This window comes from Emticicia sp., assembly GCF_043780375.1.
In the GTDB taxonomy this organism is placed as follows: Bacteria; Bacteroidota; Bacteroidia; order Cytophagales; family Spirosomataceae; genus Emticicia.
The window spans coordinates 1-15,111 of sequence record NZ_JAYWCU010000055.1; the positions used below are offsets into that span (position 1 = coordinate 1).

17 protein-coding genes are annotated in these 15,111 nt (G+C 35.3%); 4 read left to right on the plus strand and 13 right to left on the minus strand.

Going from position 1 to position 15,111, the window contains the following annotated elements:
• Positions 1–229: 229 nt before the first annotated feature.
• On the minus strand, positions 230–925 hold the full coding sequence (locus ACH2CJ_RS03730; RefSeq protein ID WP_394990833.1) for a TIGR04283 family arsenosugar biosynthesis glycosyltransferase: 696 nt from the start codon (positions 923–925) through the stop codon (positions 230–232).
• 100 nt (positions 926–1,025) lie between these two features.
• Between ACH2CJ_RS03730 and ACH2CJ_RS03735 the strand changes: the two genes are divergently transcribed.
• Entirely contained in the window at positions 1,026–2,549 is a 1,524-nt protein-coding gene (locus tag ACH2CJ_RS03735) for an NAD(P)H-hydrate dehydratase (RefSeq protein WP_394990835.1), read from the plus strand.
• Between the two features lie 37 nt (positions 2,550–2,586).
• Here ACH2CJ_RS03735 and ACH2CJ_RS03740 read toward each other — a convergent pair whose 3' ends face one another.
• The 3 genes from ACH2CJ_RS03740 to ACH2CJ_RS03750 form a co-directional block, all read right to left on the minus strand.
• On the minus strand, positions 2,587–3,315 hold the full coding sequence (locus ACH2CJ_RS03740; protein ID WP_394990837.1) for a carbon-nitrogen hydrolase family protein: 729 nt from the start codon (positions 3,313–3,315) through the stop codon (positions 2,587–2,589).
• 87 nt (positions 3,316–3,402) lie between these two features.
• Entirely contained in the window at positions 3,403–3,561 is a 159-nt protein-coding gene (locus ACH2CJ_RS03745) for a hypothetical protein (protein WP_394990839.1), read from the minus strand.
• Between the two features lie 33 nt (positions 3,562–3,594).
• Complete coding sequence (locus tag ACH2CJ_RS03750; RefSeq protein WP_394990841.1) at positions 3,595–3,987, minus strand: DUF1398 domain-containing protein; 393 nt, start codon at positions 3,985–3,987, stop codon at positions 3,595–3,597.
• Here ACH2CJ_RS03750 and ACH2CJ_RS03755 point away from each other — a divergent pair.
• A complete protein-coding gene (locus ACH2CJ_RS03755; RefSeq protein WP_394990843.1) occupies positions 3,987–4,112 on the plus strand; it encodes a hypothetical protein in 126 nt (41 codons plus the stop codon). The two genes, ACH2CJ_RS03750 and ACH2CJ_RS03755, sit on opposite strands and share 1 nt — an antisense overlap.
• 148 nt (positions 4,113–4,260) lie before the next feature.
• Here the strand turns inward: ACH2CJ_RS03755 and ACH2CJ_RS03760 are convergent, their stop codons facing one another.
• Both ACH2CJ_RS03760 and ACH2CJ_RS03765 read right to left on the minus strand, forming a co-directional pair.
• Entirely contained in the window at positions 4,261–5,355 is a 1,095-nt protein-coding gene (locus tag ACH2CJ_RS03760; protein WP_394990845.1) for a DUF3644 domain-containing protein, read from the minus strand.
• 162 nt (positions 5,356–5,517) lie between these two features.
• Positions 5,518–6,786, minus strand: coding sequence for an OmpA family protein (locus ACH2CJ_RS03765; protein ID WP_394990846.1), 1,269 nt, complete (start codon positions 6,784–6,786; stop codon positions 5,518–5,520).
• Between the two features lie 102 nt (positions 6,787–6,888).
• Here ACH2CJ_RS03765 and ACH2CJ_RS03770 point away from each other — a divergent pair, with 102 nt between their 5' ends.
• Complete coding sequence (locus ACH2CJ_RS03770; RefSeq protein WP_394990847.1) at positions 6,889–7,386, plus strand: peptide deformylase; 498 nt, start codon at positions 6,889–6,891, stop codon at positions 7,384–7,386.
• 23 nt (positions 7,387–7,409) lie between these two features.
• Here the strand turns inward: ACH2CJ_RS03770 and ACH2CJ_RS03775 are convergent, their stop codons facing one another.
• The 6 genes from ACH2CJ_RS03775 to ACH2CJ_RS03800 all read right to left on the minus strand — a co-directional run bounded on the left by ACH2CJ_RS03775 (position 7,410) and on the right by ACH2CJ_RS03800 (position 13,460).
• The gene (locus tag ACH2CJ_RS03775) at positions 7,410–8,291 is read right to left on the minus strand and encodes a flavin reductase family protein (protein ID WP_394990849.1); all 882 of its coding nucleotides are present in this window, start codon (positions 8,289–8,291) and stop codon (positions 7,410–7,412) included.
• Positions 8,292–8,367: 76 nt separating this feature from the next.
• Positions 8,368–9,570, minus strand: coding sequence for a fumarylacetoacetase (fahA, locus tag ACH2CJ_RS03780; protein WP_394990851.1), 1,203 nt, complete (start codon positions 9,568–9,570; stop codon positions 8,368–8,370).
• Between the two features lie 69 nt (positions 9,571–9,639).
• Entirely contained in the window at positions 9,640–10,077 is a 438-nt protein-coding gene (locus ACH2CJ_RS03785; protein WP_394990852.1) for a MarR family winged helix-turn-helix transcriptional regulator, read from the minus strand.
• Between the two features lie 183 nt (positions 10,078–10,260).
• Positions 10,261–11,007 (minus strand): phenylalanine 4-monooxygenase, encoded by a 747-nt coding sequence (phhA, locus tag ACH2CJ_RS03790; RefSeq protein WP_394990861.1) that lies wholly within the window; start codon positions 11,005–11,007, stop codon positions 10,261–10,263.
• Between the two features lie 71 nt (positions 11,008–11,078).
• Entirely contained in the window at positions 11,079–12,206 is a 1,128-nt protein-coding gene (hppD, locus tag ACH2CJ_RS03795; protein WP_394990853.1) for a 4-hydroxyphenylpyruvate dioxygenase, read from the minus strand.
• A 93-nt stretch (positions 12,207–12,299) separates the two neighbouring features.
• Complete coding sequence (locus ACH2CJ_RS03800; protein WP_394990855.1) at positions 12,300–13,460, minus strand: homogentisate 1,2-dioxygenase; 1,161 nt, start codon at positions 13,458–13,460, stop codon at positions 12,300–12,302.
• A gap of 190 nt (positions 13,461–13,650) precedes the next feature.
• Between ACH2CJ_RS03800 and ACH2CJ_RS03805 the strand changes: the two genes are divergently transcribed.
• Positions 13,651–14,061: a GNAT family N-acetyltransferase gene (locus ACH2CJ_RS03805; protein ID WP_394990857.1), complete on the plus strand. Its 411-nt coding sequence runs from the start codon at positions 13,651–13,653 to the stop codon at positions 14,059–14,061.
• A 25-nt stretch (positions 14,062–14,086) separates the two neighbouring features.
• On the opposite strand, the gene ACH2CJ_RS03810 is transcribed toward ACH2CJ_RS03805, so the two are convergent.
• Entirely contained in the window at positions 14,087–14,947 is an 861-nt protein-coding gene (locus ACH2CJ_RS03810) for an alpha/beta hydrolase (RefSeq protein WP_394990859.1), read from the minus strand.
• Positions 14,948–15,111: the final 164 nt, after the last annotated feature.

The following is a 15,111-nucleotide window of genomic DNA, read 5'->3' on the forward strand; positions in this document are numbered from 1 at the left end:
CCGAATGTTGCCTTTAGTATACCGAGTCATCAATGTTGCTTCTGCTACATCATCAAAAAGAGGAACATTCAGCCCCAAGATTTTATTATACCATTCAAATGCTTCTTGGGCATCTCTCACACCAATCCCTACTTGCTGAATACCGCTAATCAATTCTGACATGTTTTTTTCTATGTAATTATGTTTTAGATTAAGACAATCTAAAAGCCGAAAACCCCTATTTGGGAAATTAATAATTCAACATTTTGCGATATGTTTCCGTCATTTCTTGTTGAGATGCGTTCCTTTTGAGAAACATCCGCATGATTTTAAAATTTGCTTTTTGAACCCGAAGATATGAATTTGTTTCGTATTTTCGGGCAGATACAATTACATTTTTTGGAATTATCTTAAATTTAAAATCTTTGTTTGCTCTTAAAATAAACTTGTAATCTTCCATAATTTGAAAATCTTGACGAAAACAGCCTAATTTTATAAAATCCTTTTTTTGGATAAAGAGTGTTTGGTCGCCACCCCGACACCAAATAAACGGAAAACGAGTAAAAAAAGCATTGATTTTTAGTAATAAATGTGAAGAATCGAATTGATGGCGGTAGCACCCTAAATGGTAGCCCGCGTTAATAGCTTGAATAATGTCGGAAGTATAATCAGGGTGGATTTGTGTATCGGCATGAACAAAATAGAGTATTTCTCCTTTTGCAAGGTTTGCTCCATAATTCATCTGAACTGCACGACCTTTTTGCGGAGATTTTACAGCAATTACGCCTAAATTTTGAGCAATTTCAAAAGTATTATCAGTGGTATTTGGCGAATCAATAACAATAATTTCTTGTAAATTTGTTCCACCATATTTTCTAAGGTTTTCAATTAAAAAACCTATTTTTTTTGCCTCATTTTGGGTCGGAATAATAACACTAATTTTCAACGATTTAGGTGAAATTTAAGTAAAACAATATTGATTAAAGCAGTTATATTTTTTATAGCTACGAAGTAACGAATTTTTGAGATTTTAAGAAACAAAATATATGAAAATTTTATCGCTTAACCAAATTAGAGAGGCAGATGTTTATACAACTAAATATGAACCAATCGCTTCGATTGACTTGATGGAACGAGCTTCAAAAGCATTTGTTGATTGGTTTTGTGTGAAATTTAAAGAAAGAAAGCAGACTATAAAAATCTTTTGTGGACTCGGCGATAATGGAGGCGATGGCTTGGCAATTGCTCGTATGTTACATAATTTGGGCTATGATATAGCCGTTTTTGTAGTAAAATATTCAGAGAAATTTTCTGAAAACTTCGTAATAAATCTTGAACGATTAGAAAAACAATTAGATGTTGAAGTGCTTGATAATGAGAAGCTTATTTTGGAGTTTAATAAAAATGATTTAATACTTGATGCTATTTTTGGCTCTGGATTATCTCGTTCGTTAGAAGGATTGACAAAAACAATCGTGGAGCAACTGAATAGGAGTGAAGCACAAATCATTTCAGTCGATATGCCAACTGGTTTAATGGCCGATAAGCGAAATAATATAAGCGATACGATTATAAAATCTACACACACGATTGGTTTTCAATTGCCAAAATTGGCTTTTATGTTGCCGCAAAATGCCGAATTTGTGGGCGATTGGCACATCGTTGATATTGGTTTGCATCAAGAGTTTATTCAGAAATCTGAAACAAGATATTTCTATTCAACACCTAATGAAGTTGAAAGACTAATAAAACCACGAAAAAAGTTTTCGCATAAAGGCACTTTTGGTCATGCTTTGCTCGTTGCAGGAAGCTACGGAATGATGGGAGCAGCGGTACTTTCGGCACGAGCTTGTATGCGGTCTGGTGTTGGAAAATTGACCGTTCACTCGATTCCTGCTGGCTTACAAATCATGCAGATGTTGCTACCAGAAGCGATGTATTGGGAGGCATTGGGCGGAAAAACCGATTCATTTATTTCGACTCAATTTACTACCAAAGATATTTCAGGTCAATATCAAGCCATTGGGATTGGTCCAGGATTAGGTGTTCATGGAAAGCTTCGAGAAAGTATTGAACAATTATGTGAAGTTTGCACCAAATTAAATATTCCGATGGTGCTGGATGCCGATGCTCTTAATAATTTTTCGATAGGAAAAGGGCGAGATACTATCAAAAAGATTCCACAGAATTCGATTCTTACACCACATCCTAAAGAGTTTCAAAAACTGATTAATAAAACTTGGACAGATGATTATCAAAAACTGGAGTTACTAATGCAATTTGCTGTAAATCAGCAAGTTATTGTTTGTTTGAAGGGAGCTAATACAGCAATTGCTTTGCCCGATGGAACTTTCCATTTCAATGCTTCGGGCAATCCTGGTATGGCAACTGCTGGAAGTGGCGATGTGCTTACAGGGATGATTTTGGCACTTTTGGCTCAAGGTTACATACCAGCCGAAGCAGCGATTTTGGGTGTTTATCAACACGGTTTGGCTGGAGATAGAGCTGCTCAAAAACGTGGTATGATAAATATGATTGCGAGTGATATTGTAGAGAATATTCGATTTTAAACCATGTGAAACGATTGAAACCGTGAATTCAAGAAAATTATATTGTTTTGGCAAATATATTTTCAGTCACTGTATCATAAATCAATATTCCAGCGTCGGAGTCATTTAGTTGAGCAACTAAGTCGCCTTTATTATTCCAAACGGCGGAATTTCCAGTACAAATAAAATCATCGTTTTGCCCAACATAATTAGACATCAGTACTGTCATTCCGTATTTTTGAGCAATTTCAGATAAAATTTGATTGGCTTTTTCCACGCCATTGGCCGATTTTGCTACACTTGCCATATAAATAGAGGCTCCATTTTTTGCGGCATTATCCGAATGTTCGTAAACAGATAATTCATAACAAATAGCTACCGCAATATTGTTTTTATTTCCTAATAAACCAGTATTGGTTTGTCCACTAACAAAATAAGGTTCTTCGTCAGCGTGTAAATATTTTTTTGAATATAACTTTAGAGCTACATTTGGTTGAAAAATAACCAAACTTATACAAATTCCTGCATTATTTTTAGTCGGAACTCCAACACCGATTGTAATTTGTTTTGCATCACTAATATTTTGGAAAATGGACAATCGGCTATCATATTGTGTAGTTGCTAAGGCTTTTGACAAAGTAGGTTCATATCCAATAAGTGATAATTCAGGGAAAATAATGATTTCTGCTTCATTTGAAACTGCTAAATCAATTAACCTTATGTGATTTTGGATATTACGCTCAATATCGCCTTTGATTGGTCGGGTTTGAGCTACGCAAAGTTTCATTTTTAATGCTTGGTTGTAGTAAACAATGTATGATATTTCAAAATGAGAAACATAGCTGCTCTTGCGGTTGAAGTTAACAACAAAAAGCTAAATTGAAAGACTTCTGCTCGAGCCAAAGCCCAATAGTAAACCATTGCTTCTGCCCAATAACGCCAAATCCCATGTTGCGGCTTTGCGAAGGTGGCGATTACGAAGCACTAAACTTGATACGAAGCTCAGAGCTTTGTTTAACCACTGAACCGCCAATTTTTTGTAGGTGGTGTTAGCAGTTTTTGTTTTTTATACTGTTGGTACAATTTCAACCAATATTTCATTTTCTGCCTTGTCGTAATATGTACAAGTCATTTTATCAAGGATTACTAACCATTTTTCAATTCCAGTTTCAGCACAATGTTTACAAAATGTAAAATAGTCTATTTCTCCTTGTTGGTGGATTTTTAAATAATGAATAAATTTTTCTTTATCACTACTGTCGGCGATTGTCAAATCTTTATATTTAGGTTGAGATTTTGTCTGAAAGCCGCTTTCGCCGAAATATTCAGTATGGCTATCTGACACCCAAGTTTCAAATGCTTTTACCCCAATATTTTTAATTTCCTGAATGTATTTCGGAAATTCTGCTCCTGATTTTATTTTGCTATGAGCGAATTCAATTTGTTCTATTGTAAACATTGTCTCTTTTACTTTTTTGTTCTGTTAATTATAGTTCGGTGTCGTTCTTTAATGACCGCAAACGAAAAAGTATTGTGGCAGGTGGGGGTTTTGAAACTCGTCTGCCCGAACTTCTGCTGATATAAATTACTGATTTTGAGTTACTTACCAAAGTTCAATAAGTTTCCGTCCGCCGAAACAAAACGGGGCCGCCCGTGCGGTACAATAAAATTCCTGATGTTCAATCACTTCCGTCAGCCCCCACTTGCCACAAACTCGTGTTGTGCGATGCCTTTATTGAACCTCGAATGTTTCAATATTTACTTTCTTTCTGGTGTCATAATTGGATTTCCAAAAATCACGGTTTATTCGCCCAAGTGTTAAGTTGTTCAAAATAAAATTCGACCAACTTTCTTGAAAAAGATAATCATTATGAGCTTCATCATAATGACAATATTTTGCGTTGGTTTCAAATGGGTCTAAATCATCAATGTCCCCCGAAGTAGGTCTAATCGAGAAAATATATAACAGGCATTTATGGTCAAATTTGTTAAAAGTTCCATGAAAATTGTCATTTACGTGTTTAATTACAATACCAGGTTTTAATTTACCAGGATTTATGACTTCTGTTTTCTGAACCTTGTCCTTTATTAATGTTGTTATTTTTTCGTAATTAATTCGGTCTTCTTCGGATAGAGAATTCCAATTTACAAATTCAATTGCTAAATCATTTCTTGAAGTATTCGCAATTTTAGGTACTTGAATTAATTTTATACTAAATTCTTGCGAGTTAAAAACCTCCTCCTTGATATTTGTTCTATACTTTTCAATAAAATCTTTTAATTCTTTTACTTCTGTTGAAAGTAATTGTTTATTAGCATTTATCTGTTTTGCGGAACGTAATCGAGAAAATTGTAAAGAATACGCTAAACTTTCATTAATAGCATACTCTGAACCAAAAAGTCGTATTAATTCATTTTCGAAATTGTAAAGTAATGATTGGCATTCTCCAAAAATCATAAGTCCAATTTCATCTTTCGAAATTGTCCTATGTTCAATTTTGTTTCTCAATTTAATGAAAAATTCTAAATTTGTCTTTACGCTGTCTGTTAGTTTTCCATATTTTATTATACAAGTTTTTAATTCCCATGCTTTTTTTTCCGCATCAATTATTTTGTAACGACCATTCGGTTCTTTATAAAAGTAGGTTTCACCAATTGTTAGGTTAAAGTTAGCTTGTAGTAGCCTTGTCCATGCCATAATCATATGTGTTATGAAACTTTCAACTCTAAATGGTGCTCTTGGCTTATTGTATAATTCCACGGATAGCAATGCACAATCTATTGAACTTTCTAATAAAGATTTTGTCTTGCCTTTTCTCAATAACATAGGTTCATTTGTGTGTTTTTAAGGTTTCGTCCAACGAGTGTATACACGCAACTAAAAAAGTAATTCATTGATTATCAAGTATTTATAGTTGAGTATTTTGTATAAACTATAATTATTGATTATCTGGCAATTTAAACATAATAAATTAAAAACAAAATGTGCTTACAAAATCACAAACTCCACTCTTCGGTTCATTTTTCGCCCTTCTTCGGTGTCATTTTCAGCTATTGGTTTGGTGTCGCCGTAGCCTTTAAATTGAATTCTACTTCCTGCAATTCCTTTACTAATGAGGTATTCACGAACATTAAATGCTCTTTCGAGCGACAAACGCTTATTTTGAGTTGGGTCGCCTACATTATCTGTATGACCTTCCACAATAATTTTCATTTTAGGGTCTTCTTTGAGCATTTTCAATAATCCATCTAACTGCTCGTAAGATTCAGACAAAAGATTTGATTCGCCAATTTTAAAGAAAACTTTATCTAACCTAAACTTATTAACTTCGATTTTGAGTGGAGCGGCTTCTTCTTTTGCATGTTCTTTTTTATCAGTTTTTTGCTCTTCTATTTTAGGTTCTTCTTTTTTTACAGGCTTTTCTACAACAGGATTTAAGTAAATATTCTGCGAAAATTGCTGATTTTTATTGAGTTTTGATAAATCCATGCTTTCTTGCGAATCGTCGTAATCTTTTGCCGACGCAATAAATGTATAAGCATCGGGCTTAATTTTGAATGAATATTCACCCAAATTATTGGTTTTTATCGAGTCGGCTTTCAGTACATCATCGTCGAGCGGGCGGCGTTCCGTTTGGTACAAAACTCTACCAGTAATAGGTTTATTGGTTTTGGCATCTAAAATTTTTCCTTTAATGGTAATAAATATTTCGCCATCATTAATAGGCTCAACTTTTTTCTCTGTGGGTAAGTTAGGAACAGGTTTTTGTATGAGAGGATTATTGATATGAACACCGTAAAAATTCCAATATTGGTGGCGTTCTTCGGGGCGGTTTTTGCCTTCAATCAGATTGAAAGTTTCGATGCCAGCGTCTAATTTTTCAAAGTAAACCGTGAAACGATATTTTTCTTTGGGGTAAACATTCATTTCTTCGGGCATTTCTGGAATTCCAGTGGATTTGATATATTTGAATCTTTTTCCATTACGATTCAAATAGCTTTTTGGATTAAACGAAATGGTATAAGTTGATGGAGCTTGACTTTGATTTGGAAATGGAAACTGGAATTGAAAAGTATTGTTTTTTCTTTCGGAAACTTGGTAACTGAAATATACAATTGTATATTCACCCCGAATCTCAACTTTGGTAATATCGGTTTCGTAACTTGTTTGGTCGTCAATTTCGGGCATTTTTGTTGCTAATTGACCAAAACCATTCAAAAAAGACAAAACAAAGATAGTGATGAGTAAGTTTTTCATTGTGTTTTGACGGTACGCCGTTCGAGTCTAAATTTATTGCACCCAAAAAACGAATGTAACTGTTTTTTAGTTTATTTGTACATGTTAATTTTTGTTAATTCTATGAAATATTTAAAAGACCTTCTCCAACTCGGCGAGCCACGATTATATGAAGTATGCGAGCCAGTTTATGAATACGAACTTCCTTTGGTGAAAGAATGGGTAGCCGACTTGCACAATGTGATGGAAGAGATTAGAATAAAATACAAATTTGGTCGTGGAATTGCTGCTCCGCAATTGGGCATTATGAAGCGTCTGATTTACTTGAATCTCGACCGACCAATCATCATTATTAATCCGACTTTCGATAATTTGAGCGAAGAAATGTTTGAATTGTGGGATGATTGTATGTCTTTTCCTAATTTATTAGTAAAAGTAAAACGTCATAAAGTATTGACCATAAATTATTTAGATGAAAATTGGCAGCCAAAAACTTGGCAAGTTCACGATTCTATTTCAGAACTTCTGCAACACGAATACGACCACCTCGACGGAGTTTTATGCACAATGCGAGCCATTGATAATCAGTCGTTTAAGTGGCGACCAACGCCTGAATATTAAGTGCTATTTAAGAAATTTAGGAGTTAGAATTCCTGCAAAAGCATCAACCAAGCCTCTTTTACTTTATTCTCATTCAATAATTTCGCTGCTTCGTTATGCAGTAAATTATCTAAAAATGCACAACCATAAAGTACTTGTTCGATGATTTGTTGCATGATTAGCGTTTCTCGAAAAGCAAAAATTTCTGCATGACTTGGCAAATTTTCAACATTGCCCAATTGCCCTAAATGATTGCCTGTCAGGATTTTAGATAAACGAATTTTTTCTGGAATGGCATCGTAGCCAATGCCAATTTTGGTTATTGGTTTTTCTACTTCAAACATTGAAACTTCGTTTGCTCGAACGTACCAATCTCCGCCCATTCGTGCTACCCAATCGGTTTTTTGTTGCTCAATTTTGCCATTTTCTCCAATGATTTGTTCAGAAAAATGAGCTAAAATTACCTCACAAATAACCAAATTCATTGTTCCAATTCGCTTGATTTCCAGTACTTTACATTCAAATTGAGCTTGAGATTCCTTTACTCTTGGAGGTTTTACGAAAACAGATTTTTCTTCGGTAAATCCTGATTTTATAAATTCATTTGTACCTCGTGGAAACTCAACGCTTGATAAAGACATTTGCTGAATCATGCTATAATCAACCATATTAATAACCACTTCGGGAACTTCTTCAAGATTAAGAATAGTATCTTTTTTAGAACCATCTCGACCTCGATTATTGGGAGCAAAAACTAAAATAGGAGGGTTAATGCCCATGATATTAAAAAAACTAAATGGACTTAAATTAACGTTGCCCGACTTATCAACGGTACTCGCAAAAGCAATCGGACGTGGAGCAACCGTGCCCGTGAGGTAGCTATAAAAAACTCTTGAATCTAATTCTTTGGGATTTAATGTTAGCATTTTGCAAAATTCTATCTTTTAATTTAACTCATAATAACCAAATAAATCCATTAAATCATGGCGGCAGTCGGACTGTTCAGGCGATTTTCCCACTTACTATACCAAATCCAACTCTCATTTCCTCTTTTTCACAAAAGCCTGACAAGGTGAGTTCATCGCCATTTTGGAGATAAGTTCGTGTTTCACCATTTGGCAGTTTTATTGGGTTTTTACCACCCCAACTAAGCTCAAGCATTGAGCCATAAGTATTTGATTCTGACCCACTTATCGTACCCGATGCTATTAAATCACCGATTTTCAAATTACATCCATTAACGGTATGATGAGCCACTTGTTGAGCAATACTCCAATACATTTGCTTGAAATTAGTACGAGAAATAATATTCTTATTTAAAATAACTTCTAAATTTATATCAAAATTCTTGTTTTGTTCAACTTGTAAGTATGGCAAAGGTGTAGGTTCTTGTGTAGGTGTTTCTACCCGAAATGGAGCTAAAGCTTCCGTAGTAACTACCCACGGAGAAATAGAAGATGCAAAATTTTTGCCTAAAAAAGGCCCTAAAGGTTGTGTTTCCCAACGCTGAATATCTCGTGCAGACCAGTCATTGAAAAGGACTAATCCAAATACGTAATCTTCTGATTCTGAAGTATTTATGCTTTTTCCAAGCTCAGAGTTTTTGCCGATAATTGCTCCAATTTCTAACTCAAAATCAAGTTCTTTGGTAGCTCCAAAAATAGGTGTCGTAGCATCGGCTGGTTTGTACTGACCTTTTGGACGATGAATTGGCGTTCCAGAAATAACTATCGAACTTGCCCGACCGTGATAGGCAATCGGTATGTGTTTCCAGTTTGGGAAAAGTGGATTATCTGGGCGAAATATTTTGCCAGCATTGGTAGCGTGTTCGATGCTTGAGTAAAAATCTGTATAATCGCCAATTCTGACAGGTAAATACATTTTGACGTTTTCAATTTTGTGAAAGGCGTGGTCAAAATGCCTTTTTAAAGGAGACTTTTCATCACAAAGCCACTCTTGAATTTGGAGTCGTAAGGCATTTGTACGTTTTTTGCCAAGTCCGATAAAGGAGTTTAGGCTTGATTGATTAAAAATATTGCGTGGAATTTCGAGTAAACCTAATTTACGTAATTGTTCCAAATCAATGACAAAATCACCGATTCGGATGCCAACTTGAGGCTTTTTTTTGTGAGTACTGAAAATTCCAAAAGGAAGATTATAGATTGAAAAATCGTTATCGGATGTTATATCGAGCCAAGAAGTCATTATTTCTAATTTTTACAAAATTAGTTTACAAAAGCAGTTGTGCTGCAAACCGATTTTGTAAACAGAAAATCATTTTTCACTTACATTTTGATGAATTTTATCCATAATTCTGACGAGATGGTCATAATCTTCATCATTTAAATTTCCCCACGATTTTTTACGAATTTCGCCAATGACTCCCAAAGCATTTTGATGTAAATTTTCCCCTTCCTCAGTTAGATAAATATTGAATTTCCTACGGTCGTCGTCGGCCATTTGGCGGCGAACTAAGCCTTTTTCTACCAATAAATCCAGGATTCGAGTGATTGTTGGGGCATCTTTTGCGGTATCGATAGCCAAATCATTTTGACTAATTCCTCCTTTGGGTTTAATGTGGTCAATTACAACCCATTGGTCAACGGTTAGGTCAATTCCGCCATCAGTTAGCCCTTTTTGCATAAAACTGCGAATCCTTTTGATGGTAGTATCAATTTTGAAATAATACGAACGTTTGTCTGAGTGTGTCATTTATTTATTGGTAAGTCTGTTCTACTTTGTAGGCTTTTAGCATTTAGCAAAAAGAATTTAAAGGATGTGGTATTTTAGAGAAAAACCGTTAGAAATTTCAATAAATAACTACGAATACCAAACATTATTCCAAAGCTAAGGGCTACGAGCAATTAATATTACAAAAGTATAAAAAACCTTCAATTATTGATACACTAATAATTGTTGTTCTAAAATTTCTTCAAATTTAGGCAACGATTCAAATAATTGTTCGTACGATTCTATCACAAAATACTTTTTTTGATACGCATCAATTTTTACTTCGGTCTCCAAAATCTCTTCAATCAAGTAGGGCACTCTTGCAGGCACTCCACTACACAAACTATAAACGCTTTCGCCACTGGAAGAAATAATGCCACCACCAAAAATTTTCATCTGTTGATTTTCTCTAATTAATCCAAATTCGACGGTAAACCAATAGAGTTTTTGCATGAGTTTAACGGCGTATTCATCATTGATATATTTCAAAGAAATTTTGCTAAACTCAGCCAAAAAATCACAAAAAGCCTGATTAGTTAGCAATGGTACATGCCCAAAAGTATCATGAAACATATCAGGTTCTTCCAAATAATCAAGCTGTTCAATGGTACGTAACCAAGTTGAAGCAGGAAATTTTTTATCAGCCAAAAGCTCAAAAAACTCCTTGATTGGCACGAGTCCACCAACAACTACAACAGACCAACCCGTAAGTGCTTGTAGTCGAGGATTGGTTTCATTTTCAAAGTCAGGAATATGGTTAGCCACAAAACCTGCTTTTTCAATACCTTCCAAGTAAGCTTTGCTTGCAATTGAAGGTAATTTCTGCATTTGTCGCTCAAAAAGCAGTTGCCAAACTTCATGGTCGGCAGGGGTGTATGAGTTATAGTTTTGGTTCATAGTCAATGAGTGAATGATAGAATGAGTGAATGATTGAACAGAAAATAAACTTTTAATTATTCAATTATTCACTCATTAAAAATTATTTATAACGTTCCTCTTAATACTTGCTCACGCTCAATGGCTTCAAAAAGTGCCTTAAAATTGCCTTTTCCGAAAGATTTTGCCCCTTTTCGCTGAATAATTTCAAAAAACATCGTCGGTCGAGGTTCTATTGGCTTAGTGAAAATTTGGAGCAAATACCCTTCATCGTCACGGTCAACCAAAATTCCGAGCTGGCTCAATTGTTCAATTTCTTCCTCAATCACACCGATTCTTTCTTTTAATTCTACATAGTAACTATCAGGAACTTGCAGAAACTCAACGCCATGTTCACGCAAATGGGTAACTGTGGTGATGATATCATCGGTTGCAACTGCCAAATGCTGAACCCCCGCACCGCCATAAAAATCAAGATATTCTTCTACTTGAGATTTCTTTTTTCCTTCGGCTGGCTCATTTATAGGGAATTTGATGCGACCATTTCCATTCGACATCACTTTACTCATCAAAGCAGTATATTCGGTTGAAATATCTTTGTCGTCAAAACTTACCAATTGGTTGAATCCCATTACTTTTCCGTAGAAATTTACCCATTGATTCATGCCATTCCAACCTACATTTCCTACGATATGGTCAATGTATTTCAAGCCAACAGGCGAAGGATGATAACTTGGTTTCCATGAACGGAAATTGGGTAGAAAAACACCTTTGTATTCACTTCTTTCGACAAAAATATGCACAGTATCTCCATAAGTATGAATGCCCGAACGAACTACTTTTCCAAATTCATCTTCTTCAATGATTGGCTCAAAATATGGTTTTGCCCCACGAGAAATGGTTTCGTAATAGGCATCGCTGGCATCATCGACCCAAAGGGCAACTACTTTTACGCCATCGCCGTGTTGGTCGATGTGTTTGCCAATTTCAGTTCCGCCGTGCAGTGGTGAAGTAAGAATCAAACGAATTTTTCCTTGTTGCAAAACATAACTTTCACGGTCACGTAGTCCAGTTTCAAGACCAGCATAAGCCAATGGCTGAAAACCAAAAGCCGTTTGATAATAATGGGCCGCTTGCTTACAATTTCCTACATATAATTCGATATAGTCAGTGCCATTAATTGGAAGAAAATCATTGTCCTGTTCGATAATATTTTTTGTTTCTTGAAGTAGCATTTGTTTGTTTTTTTGAATGTTGATGTAAAATTTCAATTACCACTTAGTTACTAAGAACATGAAGTTTCACTCAGTGTTTTTAGTAGCAAAAAACTACTCTCTCCAACTTTGAAAATACTTTCCGTCGTCGTACTTCAAAGCGTTTTCTGTAATCATTAATGGTTTAAAAGTATCAACCATAACTGCCAATTCTTGTGTAGCAGTTTTGCCAATGCTGCGTTCCATTGCTCCAGGATGTGGGCCGTGCGGAATTCCGCCTGGATGTAAAGTAATATGTCCTTGTTCAATGTCATTTCGGCTCATAAAGTCACCATCTACGTAATAAATCACCTCGTCGGAATCAATATTTGAGTGATTATATGGGGCAGGAATAGCTTTCGGATGGTAATCGTAAAGTCTTGGACAAAACGAACAAACCACAAAAGCATCGCTCTGGAAAGTTTGATGAACAGGTGGCGGTTGATGAATGCGGCCCGTAATTGGTTCAAAATTATGAATCGAAAATCCCCACGGGAAATTATAGCCATCAAAACCAACGACATCGAAAGGATGATATTGATAAACCAATTGGTGCAATTGATTTTGTTTCTTGATTTTGATTAAAAATTCACCTTTTTGGTCGTAAGTTTCTAATATTTCGGGGAGTTTATAATCTCGTTCGCAGTATGGTGAACTTTCTAAAAGCTGACCAAAATGATTGCGGTAGCGTTTGGGCGTATAAATAGGCGAGTGAGATTCTACATAAAAAATACGATTATCAGTTGAGTCAAAATCAATTTGATAAATCATTCCACGAGGAATCAGGAGATAATCACCGTATTCAAAAGTAATATTACCCAATTGTGTGCGAAGTGTGCCAGAGCCTTTGTGAATGAAAAGTAGCTCATCGGAATCAGCATTTTTATAGAAATAGTTTCTCAAAGATTTTGTCGGAGCAGCCAATCCAATCGTACAAGCTGAATTGGTCATCATCGGTACTCGACTTTCGAGAAAATCATCGTTCGGAGCAACATTAAAACCGATAAATTTCCGCATCATCATATTGTGAGTATCGGCAATTTTTGGCGTAATATCTTTACTATCAAGTATTTGCATGACTTGAGTAGGTCGATGAATATGATACATCAACGATGCCATTCCGTCAAAGCCAATAGTTCCAAAAAGTTGTTCGTAATACAAACCTCCATTAAATGGCTTTTCAAACTGAGTATGTCGCTTTGGTGGAATCTTTCCGAGTTTATGATAAATAGGCATTTTGAATTAATTGGTGATGATTAGTTGACAATTATTAATTGTTGTACTAACTATTGTTGTGCATACAAAATTATATAAATTATTTGTTATGACAACTAAATTGTTGATATTTTTTTATTGAATTGCATTAAAATAAGTTTTAGAGGCTTTTTTAGCTTAAATTATTATATTTGAGAATATTTTAATGACTATGGAGATTCAATATAAACAAGAAGTAAACCTTGATTGGGAGGAATTTAGAGCAACTTTGATTGCCTCAACTTTAGGCGAACGCCGTCCAATTGATGATTTAGAAAGAATAAAATTAATGGTCAAAAATGCTAATTTGATAGTAACTGCTCGTCATACAGGAAAATTAGTGGGCGTTGCAAGGTCGGTTACAGATTGGATATTTTGTGCTTACCTTTCTGATTTATTTGTTGAGGAAGAATACCAGAAAAATGGCATTGGAAAAGAGCTGATTCGACAAACAAAATTGCTGATCCCACAGGCAAAATTGATTCTTCTTTCAGCACCAGCTGCTATTGATTATTATCCAAGAATAGGTATGACACACCACCCAAAAGCGTTTATGTTGGATGAGGTGGATGAGCTGCAATAAAATAATTTTGAATGGGAAATCGTCGCTATGCAATGGTTTTGTTGCACCAATTAATCACCACTTTAAATACTTCCTCTTTTTCTGGTTCGTTGTGAGTTTCGTGAAAAAGTTCTTCAAAAGGCACAAAAGTGACTAGTTTTCCTGCTTTTTTGGCAAATGCTTTGCTTCCCTCAAAAGAAGTAAGTCGGTCGGCTGTTCCATGGTAAACGAGTGTTGGAATATTTAGTTTTTCGGCATTACCAATTGCCCATTCACCAGTTTCTATCATTTCAATACCCATTTTTGCAGAAACTTTGTCGTGTACTAATGGGTCTTCGTTGTATTTTTTCACAACGTCCGTATCCCGTGAAATAGCCGACGAATCTAAACCGCTACTCAATGATAATGCTGGAAAAATTCCTTTCATTAATCTTCCAATAAAGAGCGTAGTTTTTGAAGGTTGAAAAGCCAATTGAAAGTAGGGTGAAGAAAGAATCGCACCCGCAATTTTGGGCTGACGGCGGAGCAGGTAATTTGCTACCAAATTTCCGCCCATGCTATGACCATAAAGTATCTTTTTAGTGCCTGGGAAGTGCTCAGAAGCCACTTTTAATAACTCGTCAACATCATTCAAAAAAGTCTCAAAATCTGGAAAATGCCCACGCAAACCTCCCGATTTTCCATGTCCACGTTGGTCGCAGCCAATGACGGCGTAGCCATTTTTATTAAACATTTCAGCAACATGTTCATAGCGATTAATATGCTCGCCCATTCCGTGCATAACACAAATAACGGCTTTGATGGGCATCGTAGTTTCCCATTTTTTGCCATAAATATTAATTCCGTCGGAGGTTTTCCAAGATAATTCGGTAGCAGCCATTTTATAGATTGAATAGGTTTGAGGCATAAATATAGAGAAATATCACGATATATTGCATCAAGTTTGTGGCTTGAGTTGGTTTCTTTATATTTGTGGGAAAATGTATAGAAAATGCTGTTCAGTAAAATATGATTGAAGTAAATAGTGAAATATTATCAAAATATAAATTCATAGACTTATTTGCGGGAATA

Excerpts from the sequence above, each read along its gene's own strand:
- ACH2CJ_RS03735 (WP_394990835.1), top strand. The coding sequence starts at position 1,026 with ATGAAAATTTTATCGCTTAACCAAATTAGAGAGGCAGATGTTTATACA.
- ACH2CJ_RS03740 (WP_394990837.1), bottom strand. The coding sequence starts at position 3,315 with ATGAAACTTTGCGTAGCTCAAACCCGACCAATCAAAGGCGATATTGAG.
- ACH2CJ_RS03750 (WP_394990841.1), bottom strand. The coding sequence starts at position 3,987 with ATGTTTACAATAGAACAAATTGAATTCGCTCATAGCAAAATAAAATCA.
- ACH2CJ_RS03760 (WP_394990845.1), bottom strand. The coding sequence starts at position 5,355 with ATGTTATTGAGAAAAGGCAAGACAAAATCTTTATTAGAAAGTTCAATA.
- ACH2CJ_RS03765 (WP_394990846.1), bottom strand. The coding sequence starts at position 6,786 with ATGAAAAACTTACTCATCACTATCTTTGTTTTGTCTTTTTTGAATGGT.
- ACH2CJ_RS03770 (WP_394990847.1), top strand. The coding sequence starts at position 6,889 with ATGAAATATTTAAAAGACCTTCTCCAACTCGGCGAGCCACGATTATAT.
- ACH2CJ_RS03775 (WP_394990849.1), bottom strand. The coding sequence starts at position 8,291 with ATGCTAACATTAAATCCCAAAGAATTAGATTCAAGAGTTTTTTATAGC.
- fahA (WP_394990851.1), bottom strand. The coding sequence starts at position 9,570 with ATGACTTCTTGGCTCGATATAACATCCGATAACGATTTTTCAATCTAT.
- ACH2CJ_RS03785 (WP_394990852.1), bottom strand. The coding sequence starts at position 10,077 with ATGACACACTCAGACAAACGTTCGTATTATTTCAAAATTGATACTACC.
- hppD (WP_394990853.1), bottom strand. The coding sequence starts at position 12,206 with ATGCTACTTCAAGAAACAAAAAATATTATCGAACAGGACAATGATTTT.
- ACH2CJ_RS03800 (WP_394990855.1), bottom strand. The coding sequence starts at position 13,460 with ATGCCTATTTATCATAAACTCGGAAAGATTCCACCAAAGCGACATACT.
- ACH2CJ_RS03805 (WP_394990857.1), top strand. The coding sequence starts at position 13,651 with ATGGAGATTCAATATAAACAAGAAGTAAACCTTGATTGGGAGGAATTT.
- ACH2CJ_RS03810 (WP_394990859.1), bottom strand. The coding sequence starts at position 14,947 with ATGCCTCAAACCTATTCAATCTATAAAATGGCTGCTACCGAATTATCT.